Below are 14944 nucleotides of genomic sequence, written 5' to 3'. Positions count from 1 at the left end.
GTCAGGGTCGGGTGTGTTGTTCGACTTGTTCGCTCTGCTGGAGGTCGCGGATTTCGAAGAGGTCGCGGTTGCCGACCAGCACCACCTCGCCCAGCCGCGACATCCCGGCGGCGAGGCGCACCCGGGCCGTATAGGCCGTGCGGGTTTCGTTGAGCGACGCGCTTTCGACCCATCCGATCAGCACGTCGGCAGGGAAATACTGCGAGAATCCGGTCGTCACGACCTCCTGTCCGGGCTGCGGGTCGGCGTATTTCGACAGCTCGCCGAGGACCACGACATCCGGATCGAGGCCGTCCCAGTAAATCGAACCGTAGTATTCGGAGTCCGCGAGTTTGCCGCTGGCGCGGAACGAGGTGTTGAGCACCGACATCGCCACCGAATAACGCTCCGTGCAGGCGACGACGTACCCCGCCATCGCACCGTCGGGCGACAGCACGGCCATCTCCTCCACGATCCCGTCGCGGTGCCCGCGGTTGAGCGTGATGAGGTTCCGGGTCCGGTTGACCGTATTGGCTACGACCGAGGCGGTGGCAAAGCGGTATTTCGACTCGCCGATATCCTGCATATAGCCGTCCAGCCGCTCGGCGGTCGCGGCCTCCTCGTACTGGGCCAGCCGCTCCTCGAGCTGCGTGACGCGCGCGAGCAGCATCCGGTTCTCACGCCCCAGCGTGAAGTAGTGGCCTATGCCTGCAAAGAGTCCGTGCACGCTGCCGACCACCTGGTTGGAACGTGAGAGCAGCCGCGCCTGGGTGTAGTAGGAGGAACGGGCGTAGTAGCTGATAGACACGGCCTCCAGCACCACGAACAGCACCACGACGTAAACGCTGCGGATGAACTCGAACAGTTTGCGCAAAGTTTCTTCTCTAATTTAAGATTGCGGACCAAGGCCCGCAATCCGCATTTGTCAATTTAACCGATTTTTCCTACCCGACAATTCCGGGTTTCGGCTTTAGGGGAGCAGATTTTGCATCGACCGAAATCGGACGGGGCAGGAGCATACAGACGTATGTGACTGTCCCGGCCGGTGAGGAGATGTGAAATATGCCCCATAAAACGAAAGCTATTTCATTAAGAAGGAAAAACGATTGATATTTTTCAACGCAATACCCGTTCCGCGCGCAATGGCCCGCAGCGGGTCCTCGGCGATGTGGAACGGAATGCCGGTCTTTTCGTTCAGACGCCGGTCGAGACCTTTGATCAGCGCGCCGCCGCCGGCGAGGTAAATGCCGTTCTTCACGATGTCGGCGTACAACTCGGGCGGCATGGATTCCAGCACCTTCATCAGCGCGGCGTCGATCTTCGTGAGCGACTTTTCCAGCGCGTAGGCGATTTCGCTGTACGACAGCGACACGGTCTGCGGCAGGGCCGTCAGCATGTTGGGGCCCGTCACCACGAAGTCCTCGGGCTCCTGCTCCAGGTCCGAAACGGCGGCGCCGATCGAACATTTGATCGCCTCGGCCGTGCGTTCGCCGATACGGATGTTGTGCTGCTGGCGGACATAGCTCTGGATGTCGTTGGTGAAGACGTCGCCCGCCGTGTTGATCGACTCCGAGCAGACGATGCCGCCCAGCGAGATGCAGGCGATCTCCGACGTACCGCCGCCGATGTCGATGACCATGTTGCCTTCGGGCGCCTCGACATCCAGCCCGGCTCCGAGCGCCGCAGCCATCGGTTCGTAGATCATGTAGACCTCGCGGCCCCCGGCATGCTCCGCCGAATCGCGCACGGCACGAATCTCCACGTTGGTCGAACCCGAAGGGATGCAGATCACCATTCGCAGCGACGGGGCGAAGAGGCTGCCCGAGGTTTTGACTTTCTTGATCATGCCCCGCAGCATCAGCTCCGTGGCGTTGAAATCGGCGATCACGCCGTCCTTCAGCGGACGGATCGTTTTGATGTTCGGATTGGTTTTCTCGTGCATCTGCCGCGCCTGCTGGCCGATGGCGACCAATTTTCCCGTGTGAACGTCCAGGGCGACGATCGAGGGTTCGTCCACGACGACCTTCCCGTTATAAATTATCAGCGTGTTGGCCGTACCGAGGTCGATGGCCAGCTCTTGTGTCAATGAAAAAATTCCCATAAGGCTACAACACCCAATTATTTCGTAAAATACTTTAATTTCAGCTAAATACGCGAATACTTCGCCACCCCGGCGACGGGAGGGTCACGCATCCGGACAAAGGTACTAAAAAGCCCCGGAAATTTTTGTATTTTATTCTAATTTTTTTTATTTACATTTGTAGTCGAAAAACTGAAACTCCGCATGGAATACAAAATCGGAACCGGGGCCCGCTGCGCGGTCATCGGCTATGGCAGCTGGGCGACGGCCATCGTCGGATTGCTTGCGGCCAACGGCCAGCGCGTCGGATGGTATGTCCGCAACCCCGAGGTGCTCGAATCGCTGCGCACCGAAGGCCGCAACCCCCGCTACCTGAGCGACCTGGAGTTCGACCGCGACCGCATAGCCCCTTCGGACGACCTCGACGGCGTCGTGCACGACGCCGACATCGTGATACTGGCCACCCCTTCGGCCTACCTCAAAGATTTCCTCGCCCCGCTGACCGTGCCGCTCCGCGACAAGTTCATCGTCTCGGCCATCAAAGGCATCGTTCCGGGCGACTACCAGACCGTCGTGGAGTATATCCACGACCATTACGGGCTGTCGTACAAGCAGATCGGACTCTTCACCGGCCCCTCGCACGCCGAGGAGGTGTCGCGCGGAAAACTCTCCTACCTGACGGTCGTCTGCACCGATCCCGGGAACGCGCAGCGCATCGGCGAAAAGTTCGCCGGCGGGAACATCCGCCTCAGCTACTCCACGGACCTCTACGGCATCGAATACGGAGCCATCCTGAAAAACATCTACGCCCTGGCCGTCGGACTGGCCGTCGGACTGGGCTACGGCGACAATTTTCTGGCGGTGCTGATCGCCAACTCGGCGGGCGAGATGACCCGCTTCCTCGAAGAGAGCTACCCCGACAAGCGCGACACGCAGGTTTCGGCCTATCTGGGCGACCTGCTGGTGACCTGCTACTCGGTTTACAGCCGCAACCGGCGCCTGGGCCTGCTGATCGGCCACGGCTGCACGGTGAAGAGCGCCCTCAACGAGATGACGATGGTCGCCGAAGGCTATTTCGCCGCCGACTGCATCCGCCACATCAACGCCCGGCACAAGGTCGACATGCCCATCGCCGAGACAGTTTACCGGGTGCTCTACGAGGGCGCCCCGGCCCGCAGGAGCATGCAAGAACTGACTACCAAATTAATCTGATAAGATATGGAAACACTGAAATTAGACATTGCCAAAGCGGGTGTCGCCCTCACGGCCGACATCGAGGCCAAGGCACAGGCCGCAAACGCCCTGCTGCATTCGGGCAAAGGCGCCGGAAACGATTTCCTGGGTTGGATCAGCCTCCCCTCGTCGATCTCGGAGGCCGACATCGCCGCCATCGAAAAAGAGGCTGCGAAACTCCGCGCCAAGGCCGACGTGGTAATCTGCATCGGCATCGGCGGTTCGTACCTCGGCGCCAAGGCCGTGCTCGAAGCCATGGTCGATCCGTTCAAACTCCTGCACAAAGAGCAGAAATTCCCGACGGTCCTCTTTGCCGGACAGAACATCTCGGAGGATTACACCGCCGAGCTGCTCGACGCCGTGAAAGAGCACTCGATCGCCGCCATCGTAATCTCCAAATCGGGTACGACGACCGAACCGGCCATCGCATTCCGCCTGATCAAAGCCGAGATCGAAAAGCGCTACGGCAAGCAGGAGGCCGCCGGGCGCATCGTGGCCATCACCGACAAGACACGCGGAGCGCTGAAGACCCTCGCCACGCAGGAGGGTTATCCGACGTTCGTCATTCCCGACGACGTGGGCGGACGTTTCTCGGTGCTGACCCCCGTGGGACTGCTGCCGCTGGCCGTCGCCGGCGTGGACATCGCGGCGCTCGTACACGGCGCACAGGAGATGGAGAAGGCCACGGCCGAAGGCGTACCTTTCAACGAGAATCCCGCGGCCGTCTACGCCGCCGTGCGCAACCTGCTTTACAACGGAGGCAAGAAGATCGAAATCCTGGGTTCGTACGAACCCAAATTGCAGTACGTCAACGAGTGGTGGAAACAGCTCTACGGCGAAAGCGAGGGCAAGCAGGGCAAGGGCATCTTCCCGGCGAGCGTCACGCTGACGGCCGACCTGCACTCGATGGGCCAGTATATTCAGGACGGCGAACGCACGCTCTTCGAGACGATCATCTCGGTAGCGAAACCGGCGGCCGAAGTCGTCATCGAAGCCGACGCCGAAAATCTCGACGGGCTGAACTTCCTGGCCGGAAAGCGCATTTCGGAGGTCAACCGCATGGCCGAACTGGGCGTGCAGCTGGCGCACATCGACGGCGGCGTTCCGAACATCCGCATCGAGATTCCCGAGATTTCGGCCCGGACGATCGGCGGCCTGCTCTACTTCTTCGAAAAGGCGTGCGGCATCAGCGGCTACATCCTGGGGGTGAATCCGTTCGACCAGCCCGGCGTCGAGGCGTACAAGAAGAACATGTTCGCCCTGCTGGACAAGCCCGGTTACGAGGAGGCTTCGAAAGCCATCAAAGCCCGGCTGTAACCCGTCCCGGCATCACGCAAAAAGCGGATTCTCAGTTAGAGAATCCGCTTTTTGCATTTTCCCGGCGGCGCGCGTCAGAGGAACGGCTTTTCCGCTCCCGACGAACGAACGCCGGAGGCTACGACGCCGTCCTTTGCATAGGCCGGAACCTCCACCGCAATATAGAGCGAAACGATCTCTTTCTCCGAGCGCAGCTGCAATTCGGTCTTCGTCTGCTTTTCGATCACGTAACTGCTTTCCCACGGTATGCCGGAGGAATAAACGCCCGAAATCACCTGCCCGTCGATCGAGTAGGTGCCCGTCAATTTCTGGTATCCGGGCGTGTCGATGCACTGGTAAAGCACGAAGGTCATATCCCCGTTGAGTTGCAGGAAGACCTTGCCGGAGAGCTCCGTGCCGCCGTTCCAGGTGGAGAGCATCCAGCCGTCGTAATTGATCGCATCCTCCTTTTTATCGCTTCCGCCGCAGCCGGCCATCAGAAAGGCCAACACCGCGACGACACCCATTTTCAATTCCCGTTTCATACGTTGTGCCCGCCCCGCATCTGGTTTGCCGCGGCGGCGGTTCACAAATATAGGGTTTGAAATCCGAAATCCAAAGCTGCCGGGCGAAAAATCCCCCGTTGCGGATGAAAACGCCTGCCGCTGGCATAAAAAATGCACCTCCCGATCGGTATTTTCCACCAATCGTCCGATAGTATGAAACTGCGTCTGGTCCTGATACTCCTGCTGTTCGCGGCATCGGTCGGCATCCTCGTCTGGCTGTACTGCGCGGCGACGCGCGCTCCCCGGGCGCCGCAGGTCTCGCCGTGGACCGAGACGCTCGCGGACCTCGACGCCTGCTGCCGCCGCAAACACGTCAAATCGGTCCAATACGACAAGTTCGCCGCGATCGCCGTCGGGGAATCCCGCCCGGATGCCGAGCGGTTGTTCCGGGCCATGGCTTTCTCCGAACGGTTGCAGGAGCACCACTGCGCGCAGGCCATCCTGCACCTGGGCGGCAGCTACACGCCTCCGGTCCGGATCGTCCTCTTCGGAGGCACGACCGACGGCAACCTGGAGCGGAGTATCTTCCACGAACTCCGGAGCCTCGGCGAGCGGCACGGTGCGGAGATCGACCGCGCGATGCGGAAAAACAACCGCTATGCGGCGCGGCTGCTGGCCCGGGCAGCCGCCGCAGATCGGCGGAATGCCGCCCTGCTGGAGCATTGCCGACGCACCGGGAAAGATCATCCGGACAGTTGCCGGTTCCTTGTCTGCCCGGGGTGCGGCAACATCTATGCGGCGGGCGATCCCGATCCCTATTGTCCGTTCTGCCTGACCCGCAGCGAACGCTTCGTAAGGTTCGAATAGCCCGGCTAAGAGGCGGATGGTTTTGATTTTAGAGGAGCAGATTTGTACTTAAACGAAGCAGGGCGCGGATGGGTAGTACGGAATACGTCCCATTCACGCCCTGCGAATGCAAGTGCAAAGATGCCCTATAAAATCGAAAACTACTCTTCGTCGGGCTCCTTCATGGTGTGGTAAACGTTCACCACATCGTCGTCGTCCTCGAGCTTCTCGACCAGTTTCTCGACCGATTCGCGGCCTTCGGCGTCGAGCTCCTTCACATCGGTCGGGATGCGCACCGACTCGCCGGAAACGATCTCGAAGCCCTTGTCGTCGAGCCACTTCTGGATGGCGCCGAAAGACTCATAGGGAGCATAGACCGTGATGCCGTCCTCCTCGGTATAGAATTCGTCGACACCCAGGTCGATCATCTCCAGTTCCAGCTCTTCGGGATCGACGCCCTCGGCGGCGCGGAACTTGAAGACGCACTTGTGATCGAACATGAAACCGACCGAACCGCTGTTGCCCAGCGTGCCGCCGCACTTGTTGAAATACATGCGCACGTTGGCCACCGTGCGGTTGGTGTTGTCCGTGGCGGTCTCGACCAGGAACGCAATGCCGTGGGGGCCGTATCCTTCGTAGATCACCTCCTTGTAATCGGCGGCGTCCTTCTCGGTGGCACGTTTGATGGCGCGCTCGATGTTCTCCTTGGGCATGTTCTCGGCCTTGGCGTTCTGGATCAGAATGCGCAGGCGGGTATTGGCCGACGGATCGGAGCCTCCGGCCTTGACGGCGATCTCGATCTCTTTCCCCAACTTGGTGAAGACGCGGGCCATGTGACCCCAACGTTTCATTTTTCGCGCTTTGCGATACTCAAAGGCTCTTCCCATACGATTATCGTTTTTTCAGTTTTTTTCTTTCGTGGTGCAAAGGTATAAAATTCACAGAAAAAAAACGGTAATCTCTTTCAAAAATATTCGTCCCGGCCCCGCTAATAGACATAGCTGATGTCCGTGGACCAGGAGTCGGTGCGGAAAGGTTCGGCAGGAAGTCCGGCGCCGTTTTCGAGGTTGGTCGTCGGATAGAGCAGGAAAGCGTAACGCACCGCCACGTCGGCCGCCGCGGTCGAAGCCGTCACCACGTCGGGACAGGTGAGCCACACCTCCGAACCGTGAATTTCAGCCGCGGCGGGATAGAACCGGTGGCTCCTTCCGGCTGTGGCGGCCAGATAGAAATGCTTCGGAGCCTGTCCGTCGTTGGTCTTCAGCCCGTCGGCGTTGTCGAAGAGGAGCTTCACCACGCCGTTCTCGACCTTCAGGCTGTTGTAACGCGGGCCGAGACACGCCACCTCGCTGCGGCCGTAAGTCTGGTTGAGTGCCAGACGCGCCAGGCGTTCGCCCACGGGGCGCTTGTTCGTGGGATGGATGTCGTCGGGATCGCCCACGTCCATCGTCACGGCCATCCCCGAATTGGAAACCTGCTCACGGGTCAACGCCTGCGCCTCACGCATGTAGGCATAGCCGATATGGACACCCTGGGTGTAGAACCACTCCTGCGAGGCGGTGTTCTGGCCGAAACCCCACGGGGCGATCTGCACGTAATAGAACGGCATCCGCTCGTTGGCGAAGTTGCGCCGCCACTCGCCGACAAGCGTCTTCATCAGCAGGGGATAGATATCGTAGTTGCCCCAGTTGCCCTCGCCCTGATACCACACCACGCCGCGGGCCGACAGCGGCAGCAACGGATGGACCATGCTGTTGTAGAGCTCGGCAGGACGCACCAGCACGTCCATATTGGGATTGGCCGCATACGGGTCGACGAAAGTCGTCTTCAGCCGGCTGTCGGCTTTGAGGGCCTCGAGCGGCGTATAGGCCTGCGCCGTGGCGCCGCCGTAGGAGGTGTTGACCAGCCCGACGGGCACGCCCAGTTCCCGGTGGAGCATCAGTCCGAAATAGTAGCCCACGGCGCTCTGGGCCCCGGCCGTCGCAGGACTCGTCGAGTACCATTTGCCGTAGGGTTCGGGCATCTCCTCGCGCCAGTCGAAGATCGGCCGGGCCTCATTCGAAGGCTGCACGGTGAAAAAGCGGATGCCCGGATAGTTCGCCGCGCTGATCTCGGCGGGGGCGTCGAGCGCCTGCCCCAGGGCGAACGCCATGTTCGACTGTCCGCCCAGGACCCACACCTCGCCGATCAGCAGGTCGCGCAGGGAGGTCGTCTGGAGCGGCGTAGAGAGCCGGATCGACTGCGGGGCACCGTCCGAAGGCGCCGCAGGCACCGGGATTTCCAGCACCCACGTACCGCTCGCATCGGCCTTGCAGGTGTATTCCTGCCGGGTCCAGCTCGGCTTGGCGGTGATCTTCACATGCGCGGCGGAGGCCTTGCCCCACAGGCGGAACGGCTGGTTCTGCTGGATCACCATGCCGTCCTGCAGAAAACTGTGCAGTCTAAAAGTCCCTTCAACCCCGTCTTCAGGCGAGTCGCCCTTCTCGGAGGAGCAGCCTGCGAGGAGCGCAAACACGGCAACAAGCGCAAAATAGCGATTTCTCATATAGCTTAATCGTTTAAGTATTGGTTCAGACAAAAGTAAGTAAAAAAATGCAGCATCCAAACCCGCGGGCAAAGAAATATCGGCCGGCGGGACGTTATTTCACTATAATTATGTAATTTTGCGCCGTATAATACCTTATAGAATATGGAAATCAAAAGCCGTTTCGACCATTTCAACATCAATGTCACGGACCTCGCACGCAGCCTCGACTTCTACGACAAGGCGCTCGGACTGAAGGAGGTCGGCCGCAAGGAGGCCTCCGACGGATCGTTCGTGCTGGTGTACCTCGGCGACGGGCAGACCCCGTTCCGCCTCGAACTGACGTGGCTCCGCGACCACGCGGCAACGCCCTACGAACTGGGCGAAAACGAGAGCCACCTCTGCATGCGCGTCGCAGGCGACTACGACGCCGTCCGCGAATATCACCGCGCGATGGGGTGCGTCTGCTTCGAAAACAAGTCCATGGGGCTCTACTTCATTAATGACCCGGACGATTACTGGATCGAGGTACTGCCTTTAAAGTAAGCCGGCCATGCAGAAGGAAACCGATATGCAGAAGGAGGCCGACGAAGCCGTGCGCGTCATGCGCGGGGGCGGGATCATCCTCTACCCCACCGATACGGTCTGGGGACTGGGCTGCGACGCCACGAACGCCGCCGCCGTGGAGCGCATCTACCGCCTCAAACGCAGCGAGAACAAGAAGTCGATGCTCGTGCTGTGCGCCTCGGCCGACATGACCGTGCGCTACGTCAACAAAGCCCCGGGAGTGGCGTTCGAGGTGATGGAACTGGCGACCAGCCCCCTGACGGCCATCCTGCCGGGCGCCGCGGGGGTCGCCGAAAACCTTATCCCCGAGGAGGGGACGCTCGGCGTGCGCATCCCTGACCACGAATTCTGCCGCCGGATGCTCGCCGGCCTCAAAAAACCGATCGTCTCGACCTCGGCCAACATTTCGGGCGAAGCGACGCCCGTGGGGCTGCAGGACGTGGCGAAGGAGATCGTCGACGGCGTGGATTTCGTCGTCAACCCCCGTTTCGAAGGCAAACCGACCCGCAAAGCCTCGTCGATCATCGCGTTCGGCGAAGGCGGCGAGGTGAAGATCATCCGCGAATAAGATGGCCCGCACACTCGAAACCCCCATTCAGAAACGGTTCTCGGACATCGATCCGTTCCAGCACGTGAACAACGTCTCGCAGCAGATGTATTTCGACGTCGGCAAAATGGAGTATTACGAAAAGATACTGGGCGCGGAGGTGCTGCTCGCAGACCTGCGCATCCTCACGGTCTCGACTTCGACTTCCTACACGGGGCAGGTGCGGATGCACGATCCCGTGTGTGTGACGACCACCTGCGAACGGGTCGGCACGAAGAGCCTGACGCTCCTCCAACGGCTGCTCGTCGGCGGCGAGGTCCGCAGCGAAAGCCGCTCGGTGATGGTCGTCTTCGACTTCGCCCGGCAGCAGAGCGAGCCCGTGCCCGCCGAGTGGCGTGAACGGCTCCTGGCGGATTAGTGCTGAAGCAGTCCGTCGCTGCGCAGCTTCGGCAGTCCGTGGCGGACATAGTATTTATAGCCGATCACCACCAGCACCACTCCCGCGAAGATAAAGGCCGACGCCGTGATGTTCGCCGCATTGAAATGCGCCTGACCGCGCGTGACGGCCAGGATGCCGGCGATGAGAGGCTGGATATAACGGTAAAGGGCCGTGTGCACGGAGGTGAGTTTCTCCGTACCGCGGTAAAGCAGGTACATCGGCAGCACGGTGCCCAGGATCAGGATGTAGCCCAGCTCGGCCTGCGCATAGAGCGGCAGGCGCAGGAAGGGCACGTGAGCGATGTATTTCCAGAAAAAAGGCGCCGTAATGGCCAGCCCGATGATGTAGTACCACCCCATCACGACCAGCGTGCCCAGTTTTTCGAGCTGCGGTTTGATGATTACCGTGTTGATGGCGATGGCCACCACGGCCGCCAGCACGAACAGGTTGCCCTGCGCACGGCTGCCGTGGGTGAGCGAAAATCCATCGCTGAAGATCAGGATCGCCGCCCCGACGAGTGCGCATACGACGCCCACGACACGGGTCCGAATGTATTTGCGCGGGTGCATCAGGTGGTCCATAATCAGCGTGAATGCCGGGCCCAGCGTAGCGATGACCGAGGCGTCGATGGGCGTCGTATAGGACGATCCCCAGAGCAGCATGTACATCCAGCCGTAGACGATCAGCAGCGAGACGATCAGGATGTTGCCCGCATCGCGCCACGTGATGCGGAACGACTGTTTCGAGAAGAGCGCAAAGGGGATGAAGAAGACTGCCGCCGAGAGCACCTGAAGCATGAAGATCTGCTGAAAGTCGAGGAAATTGCGCGTGAGTGAAACGTAAAACGAGAAATTCGCCCCGAAAAAGACGTTGGCGAAGACCAAATCGAGATTATACCGCGTTTTACTCACGAAAGAACGATACAGCAATTATCGCACCACCCGGCTAAGAGCCGGGACTTAGGGGCGGCGGTTGGAATTGCGGGTCAGAGCATAAACAACGCTACAACCCATTATAAGACCCACCTCTTAGGTGGGCCCGGCTAAGAGCCGGGTTTTAGGGGCGCCCGCCTAAGAGGCGGGTTTTAGAGGCGGTGACAGGAATTGCGGAGCGGAACATAGACAACGCTACAACTCGATACAAAAATCCCGCTTCTAAGCGGGTCTGGGAAAATGGACAAAGGAAAACTGAAAGGACATGCGGCCCTGCTGGCCGCCAACATCGTCTGGGGACTCAACGCCCCGATCGGCAAGAGCGTGCTCTGGTCCGAAACCAATCCCGGAGGAGTCAGCCCCTTTGCGCTGAGCGTCTACCGCATGGTAGGCGCCGCGCTGCTGTTCTGGGCCGTGTCGCTGTTCCTTCCCCGCGAACGGGTCGCCCCGCGCGACATCTTCTTACTGCTCCTTGCCTCGGTATTCGGCATCCAGCTCAACCAGATGCTCTTTCTCTGGGGACTGTCGCTCACCTCCCCCATCGACACGTCGATCATCGCCACGATCGTCCCCGTGCTGACGATGGTGCTGGCGACGCTGTTCCTGCGTGAACCGATCACATGGCTCAAAGCCGGAGGTGTCTTCCTGGGATGCGCCGGAGCGGTGATCCTGATTCTCGTGAGCCAGCACGGGACGGGCCACACATCGAGCGTCAAAGGCGACGTGCTCTGCATCGTCAGCGCAATCAGCTTCGCCACCTACCTCACCGCTTTCCGCAACGTGATCGTACGCTACTCGCCCGTGACGACGATGAAATGGATGTTCCTTTTCGCCGCCATCGCCGCCGTGGCGATCTACTACCGTCCGCTGACCGAGGTAGATTATGCAGGGCTGGCCGCCCGGACCTGGGCCGGAATCGGTTACGTGGTTGTCGGCGCGACGTTCTTCTCCTACCTGATGGTCCCCATCGCCCAGCGTCACCTGCGGCCGACGGTGGTCTCGATGTACAACTACGTGCAGCCCGTCGTGGCGGTGCTCTTCACCGTGGCCATCGGACTCGACACGTTCGGATTCACCAAGGCCGGCGCGGCCCTCTGCGTCTTCGTCGGGGTGTGGCTGGTGACCAAGTCGAAATCGCGGGCACAATTGGATACGGAGAAAATGCAAAAAAAAGGTTGAGCGAAATGCTCAACCTTTTTTTGTCAGCCCGCGTTCCGCCGCCAGCCGCTCCATCAGGCCGTAGGCCGCGTCGTATTCGTTGGGGATTTCGCCGTCGAGAATGGCGTTCTTAATGACCTCTTTGATATCGCCGATCACGCGGCACGGACCGATGCCGTAGGTCTCCATAATCAACTCGCCAGTAATCGGGGGCTGGAAATTGCGGATGCGGTCCCGCTCTTCGAGGTCCTTCATCTTGCGGCGCACCAGTTCGAAATTCGCCAGGTAGCGTTTCACCTTGGCGTCGATGCCCGAGGTGATGTCCGCCTCGCACAGGGTCATCAGCGCCTCCACGTCGTCGCCCGCCTCAAACAGCAGACGCCGCACGGCGGAGTCCGTCACCAGGTCTTCGGAGAGGATAATGGGCCGCAGGTGGAGAAACACGAGTTTCTGCACGAATTTCATGTGCTCGTTCAAAGGCAGTTTCAACTGACGGAAAATCCCCGGAACCATCTTCGAACCCACGACCTCGTGGCCGTGGAAGGTCCAGCCGATCCGGGGATCGTAAGCCTTGGTCTGCGGCTTGCCGATGTCGTGCAGAATGGCGGCCCAGCGCAGCCACAGGTCGTCCGAACGGCGCGAAACATTGTCCAGCACTTTGAGCGTATGGAAGAAATTGTCCTTATGGGCGTGTTTGCCCCGCTTCTCCACCCCTTTGAGGTTGTGGAGCTCGGGGAAGATCAGTTTCAGCAACCCGGTGAGTTCCAACAATTCAAAACCCATCGAGGGGACGGGCGAAAGGACGATCTTGTTGAGTTCGGTGGCGATGCGTTCGCGCGAGACGATCCGGATGCGCTCCGCGTTGCGGCGGATGGCCTCGAAGGTCTCCTCCTCGATCGTAAAGCCCAACTGCGAAGCGAACCGCACGGCGCGCATCATGCGCAGAGGATCGTCCGAAAAGGTGATGTCGGGATCGCACGGCGTGCGGATGATGCACTCCTCGAGGTCGGACATCCCGTCGAAAGGGTCGACCAGCTCGCCGAACGTGGCCTCGTTCAGCGACCACGCCATGGCGTTGATCGTGAAATCGCGCCGCCGCTGATCGTCCTCCAACGTTCCGGGCTCGACCTCGGGCTTGCGCGAATCGCGCGTATAGGACTCCCTGCGGGCCCCCACGAACTCCACCTCGACGCCTCCGGCGCGGACCATCGCCGTGCCGAACGTTTTGAATACCGAAACCTTGGCTTTCAGTTCGCGCCCCAGCGCCTCGGCCAGCGCGATGCCGCTGCCCACGACCACGACGTCGATGTCGGTCGACGGTCGGCGCAGATAGTGATCGCGCACGTACCCTCCGACGACGAAAGCCCTCACGCCCTGCTCGTCGGCGAGGCGCGAAATCCGGCGGAATATCGGGTTCGTCAACTCCACGCAGCTATTTCACATGGTATTTGATGGCGTCGCGCCACACCAGGTAACCCGGCCCCATCAGGTGCAGGCCGTCGTTGGTATAGCGTTTGTCCAGTTTGCCGTCATGGTCGGCCAGAGCCCCCCAGACATCGAGGTAGGTGACCCCCTTTTCGTCGCACAGCGCCTCGAGCTTCTTGTTCGTCGGCACGATCAGGTGGCTGTGGGCGTAGTGGTTCTTGAACTTCGAAAAGTCAACCCCGTTCACGGGCAGGATGCTCTGGACGTAAATCTTGGTCCAGCGCGATTCGCTCTGGAAACGGTCGATAAGTTTCGAGACGTTGGCCACGATCTCCTCGGGCGTGACCCCAGCGGCCAGGTCGTTGGTGCCGATCAGCAGGAAGAGCTTCTTGGGATGCCCCCCGATGATCGGATCGAGGCGGTCGAGCAGCCAGCCCGAACGGTCGGCGCTGATGCCGCGGTTTTTGACATGGCGGTTGTTGAACAGCTCGGCCCATTCGCAGCCGTCGGTAATCGAGTTGCCCAGGAAGACGATGTCGCTCGAGAGCACCGGAAGCACTTCGAAAAGACTGCGCCGCTGGTAGTTGTATTCGCTCTGGGCAAATGCCGCGCCCGCTGCGAAGAGAGCTATGGAAAGGATCAGGATACGTTTCATGGTCGTCGTCATTTAAGTTCGCGTCGGTAAAGCTGCACGGTGTTTTCGAGTCCGTAGTAGAGCGCGTCGCAGATCAGCGCATGGCCGATCGAGACCTCGTCGGTCCAGGGAATGCGGCTGACGAACCAGCGCAGGTTCTCCAGCGAAAGGTCATGCCCGGCGTTCAGCCCCAACCCCTGCCGGCGCGCCTCTTCGGCCGCGGCCGCGTAAGGGGCGACGGCCTGCTCGGGGCCGTCGGGATATTCGCGCGCATAGGCTTCGGTGTAGAGCTCCACCCGGTCGGCGCCGCACGCCTTCGCCCCGGCGACCATCTCGGCCACGGGGTCCACGAAGACCGAGACCCGGATGCCCTTCTCGTGGAAACGCCGCGTCACGCCGGTCAGGAACTCCCGATTGGCGAGGGTGTCCCAACCGGCATTCGAGGTGATGGCGTCGTGGGCGTCGGGAACGAGGGTCACCTGCGCCGGAACAACCTCCAGCACCAGGTCGATGAAACTCGGAATGGGGTTGCCCTCGATGTTGAGTTCCGTCGTGAGCACCCGTTTCAGATTGCGCACATCGTCGTAGCGGATGTGGCGCGCATCGGGGCGCGGATGCACCGTGATCCCGTCGGCTCCGAAACGTTCGATGTCCGTGGCCGCACGGACCACGTCGGGAAGGTTGCCGCCGCGCGAATTGCGGACCACGGCAATCTTATTGATGTTAACGCTCAACTTTGTCATAAAACTCGCTTTATTTAAATAATATAGGACCCGAT

16 protein-coding genes are annotated in these 14944 nt (G+C 60.5%); 7 read left to right on the top strand and 9 right to left on the bottom strand.

What is annotated here, in order from left to right; translation table 11 throughout:
• Window position 1: 1 nt before the first annotated feature.
• Both mreC and BLU78_RS09485 read right to left on the bottom strand, forming a co-directional pair.
• Complete coding sequence (mreC, locus tag BLU78_RS09490; protein WP_010266752.1) at window positions 2-853, bottom strand: rod shape-determining protein MreC; 852 nt, start codon at window positions 851-853, stop codon at window positions 2-4.
• Window positions 854-1060: 207 nt separating this feature from the next.
• Window positions 1061-2080: a rod shape-determining protein gene (locus BLU78_RS09485; RefSeq protein ID WP_010266755.1), complete on the bottom strand. Its 1020-nt coding sequence runs from the start codon at window positions 2078-2080 to the stop codon at window positions 1061-1063.
• A gap of 183 nt (window positions 2081-2263) precedes the next feature.
• Here BLU78_RS09485 and BLU78_RS09480 point away from each other — a divergent pair, with 183 nt between their 5' ends.
• Window positions 2264-3271, top strand: coding sequence for an NAD(P)H-dependent glycerol-3-phosphate dehydrogenase (locus tag BLU78_RS09480; RefSeq protein ID WP_010266759.1), 1008 nt, complete (start codon window positions 2264-2266; stop codon window positions 3269-3271).
• A 6-nt stretch (window positions 3272-3277) separates the two neighbouring features.
• Window positions 3278-4609: a glucose-6-phosphate isomerase gene (locus tag BLU78_RS09475; protein WP_010266762.1), complete on the top strand. Its 1332-nt coding sequence runs from the start codon at window positions 3278-3280 to the stop codon at window positions 4607-4609.
• A 74-nt stretch (window positions 4610-4683) separates the two neighbouring features.
• Here the strand turns inward: BLU78_RS09475 and BLU78_RS09470 are convergent, their stop codons facing one another.
• On the bottom strand, window positions 4684-5133 hold the full coding sequence (locus BLU78_RS09470; RefSeq protein WP_010266765.1) for a lipocalin family protein: 450 nt from the start codon (window positions 5131-5133) through the stop codon (window positions 4684-4686).
• Between the two features lie 174 nt (window positions 5134-5307).
• Between BLU78_RS09470 and BLU78_RS09465 the strand changes: the two genes are divergently transcribed.
• Window positions 5308-5961, top strand: coding sequence for a hypothetical protein (locus BLU78_RS09465; protein WP_020693306.1), 654 nt, complete (start codon window positions 5308-5310; stop codon window positions 5959-5961).
• Between the two features lie 140 nt (window positions 5962-6101).
• Here BLU78_RS09465 and BLU78_RS09460 read toward each other — a convergent pair whose 3' ends face one another.
• Both BLU78_RS09460 and BLU78_RS09455 read right to left on the bottom strand, forming a co-directional pair.
• Window positions 6102-6827 carry a YebC/PmpR family DNA-binding transcriptional regulator gene (locus BLU78_RS09460; protein ID WP_010266769.1) on the bottom strand — a complete coding sequence of 242 codons (726 nt, stop codon included), beginning with the start codon at window positions 6825-6827 and terminating at the stop codon, window positions 6102-6104.
• Between the two features lie 101 nt (window positions 6828-6928).
• A complete protein-coding gene (locus BLU78_RS09455) occupies window positions 6929-8485 on the bottom strand; it encodes a sialate O-acetylesterase (RefSeq protein WP_231291043.1) in 1557 nt (518 codons plus the stop codon).
• A 144-nt stretch (window positions 8486-8629) separates the two neighbouring features.
• On the opposite strand from BLU78_RS09455, the gene BLU78_RS09450 reads away from it, so the two are divergent.
• From BLU78_RS09450 to BLU78_RS09440, 3 genes are read left to right on the top strand one after another with little or no spacing between them, the layout of a single operon-like run.
• Window positions 8630-9010 (top strand): VOC family protein, encoded by a 381-nt coding sequence (locus tag BLU78_RS09450; protein ID WP_010266775.1) that lies wholly within the window; start codon window positions 8630-8632, stop codon window positions 9008-9010.
• Between the two features lie 7 nt (window positions 9011-9017).
• Entirely contained in the window at window positions 9018-9599 is a 582-nt protein-coding gene (locus BLU78_RS09445) for an L-threonylcarbamoyladenylate synthase (RefSeq protein WP_010266780.1), read from the top strand.
• 1 nt (window position 9600) lies between these two features.
• On the top strand, window positions 9601-9996 hold the full coding sequence (locus BLU78_RS09440) for an acyl-CoA thioesterase (protein WP_010266783.1): 396 nt from the start codon (window positions 9601-9603) through the stop codon (window positions 9994-9996).
• Here BLU78_RS09440 and BLU78_RS09435 read toward each other — a convergent pair.
• Complete coding sequence (locus BLU78_RS09435) at window positions 9993-10901, bottom strand: DMT family transporter (protein WP_010266786.1); 909 nt, start codon at window positions 10899-10901, stop codon at window positions 9993-9995. The genes BLU78_RS09440 and BLU78_RS09435 overlap by 4 nt on opposite strands.
• 288 nt (window positions 10902-11189) lie before the next feature.
• On the opposite strand from BLU78_RS09435, the gene BLU78_RS09430 reads away from it, so the two are divergent.
• Window positions 11190-12128: a DMT family transporter gene (locus tag BLU78_RS09430; RefSeq protein WP_010266789.1), complete on the top strand. Its 939-nt coding sequence runs from the start codon at window positions 11190-11192 to the stop codon at window positions 12126-12128.
• A 9-nt stretch (window positions 12129-12137) separates the two neighbouring features.
• On the opposite strand, the gene BLU78_RS09425 is transcribed toward BLU78_RS09430, so the two are convergent.
• Genes BLU78_RS09425 through BLU78_RS09415 form a run of 3 tightly spaced genes read right to left on the bottom strand, consistent with a single transcriptional unit; the run spans window position 12138 to window position 14909 of the window.
• Complete coding sequence (locus BLU78_RS09425) at window positions 12138-13535, bottom strand: CCA tRNA nucleotidyltransferase (protein ID WP_020693303.1); 1398 nt, start codon at window positions 13533-13535, stop codon at window positions 12138-12140.
• A 4-nt stretch (window positions 13536-13539) separates the two neighbouring features.
• The gene (locus BLU78_RS09420; protein ID WP_026020877.1) at window positions 13540-14187 is read right to left on the bottom strand and encodes a GDSL-type esterase/lipase family protein; all 648 of its coding nucleotides are present in this window, start codon (window positions 14185-14187) and stop codon (window positions 13540-13542) included.
• Between the two features lie 8 nt (window positions 14188-14195).
• Window positions 14196-14909: a pyridoxine 5'-phosphate synthase gene (locus BLU78_RS09415; protein ID WP_010266796.1), complete on the bottom strand. Its 714-nt coding sequence runs from the start codon at window positions 14907-14909 to the stop codon at window positions 14196-14198.
• Window positions 14910-14944 lie beyond the last annotated feature (35 nt).

The organism is Alistipes timonensis JC136 (assembly GCF_900107675.1).
In the GTDB taxonomy this organism is placed as follows: Bacteria; Bacteroidota; Bacteroidia; order Bacteroidales; family Rikenellaceae; genus Alistipes; species Alistipes timonensis.
The sequence above is the reverse complement of the archived record's forward strand: the minus strand, read 5'-3'. Positions and strand labels throughout refer to the sequence as shown.

Bases quoted from the DNA above. Each gene is read 5' to 3' on its own strand.
- BLU78_RS09470 (WP_010266765.1), bottom strand. From the start codon at position 5,133: ATGAAACGGGAATTGAAAATGGGTGTCGTCGCGGTGTTGGCCTTTCTG.
- BLU78_RS09440 (WP_010266783.1), top strand. From the start codon at position 9,601: ATGGCCCGCACACTCGAAACCCCCATTCAGAAACGGTTCTCGGACATC.
- BLU78_RS09480 (WP_010266759.1), top strand. From the start codon at position 2,264: ATGGAATACAAAATCGGAACCGGGGCCCGCTGCGCGGTCATCGGCTAT.
- BLU78_RS09460 (WP_010266769.1), bottom strand. From the start codon at position 6,827: ATGGGAAGAGCCTTTGAGTATCGCAAAGCGCGAAAAATGAAACGTTGG.
- BLU78_RS09465 (WP_020693306.1), top strand. From the start codon at position 5,308: ATGAAACTGCGTCTGGTCCTGATACTCCTGCTGTTCGCGGCATCGGTC.
- BLU78_RS09445 (WP_010266780.1), top strand. From the start codon at position 9,018: ATGCAGAAGGAAACCGATATGCAGAAGGAGGCCGACGAAGCCGTGCGC.
- BLU78_RS09430 (WP_010266789.1), top strand. From the start codon at position 11,190: ATGGACAAAGGAAAACTGAAAGGACATGCGGCCCTGCTGGCCGCCAAC.
- BLU78_RS09475 (WP_010266762.1), top strand. From the start codon at position 3,278: ATGGAAACACTGAAATTAGACATTGCCAAAGCGGGTGTCGCCCTCACG.
- BLU78_RS09450 (WP_010266775.1), top strand. From the start codon at position 8,630: ATGGAAATCAAAAGCCGTTTCGACCATTTCAACATCAATGTCACGGAC.
- BLU78_RS09455 (WP_231291043.1), bottom strand. From the start codon at position 8,485: ATGAGAAATCGCTATTTTGCGCTTGTTGCCGTGTTTGCGCTCCTCGCA.
- BLU78_RS09420 (WP_026020877.1), bottom strand. From the start codon at position 14,187: ATGAAACGTATCCTGATCCTTTCCATAGCTCTCTTCGCAGCGGGCGCG.
- BLU78_RS09415 (WP_010266796.1), bottom strand. From the start codon at position 14,909: ATGACAAAGTTGAGCGTTAACATCAATAAGATTGCCGTGGTCCGCAAT.
- BLU78_RS09485 (WP_010266755.1), bottom strand. From the start codon at position 2,080: ATGGGAATTTTTTCATTGACACAAGAGCTGGCCATCGACCTCGGTACG.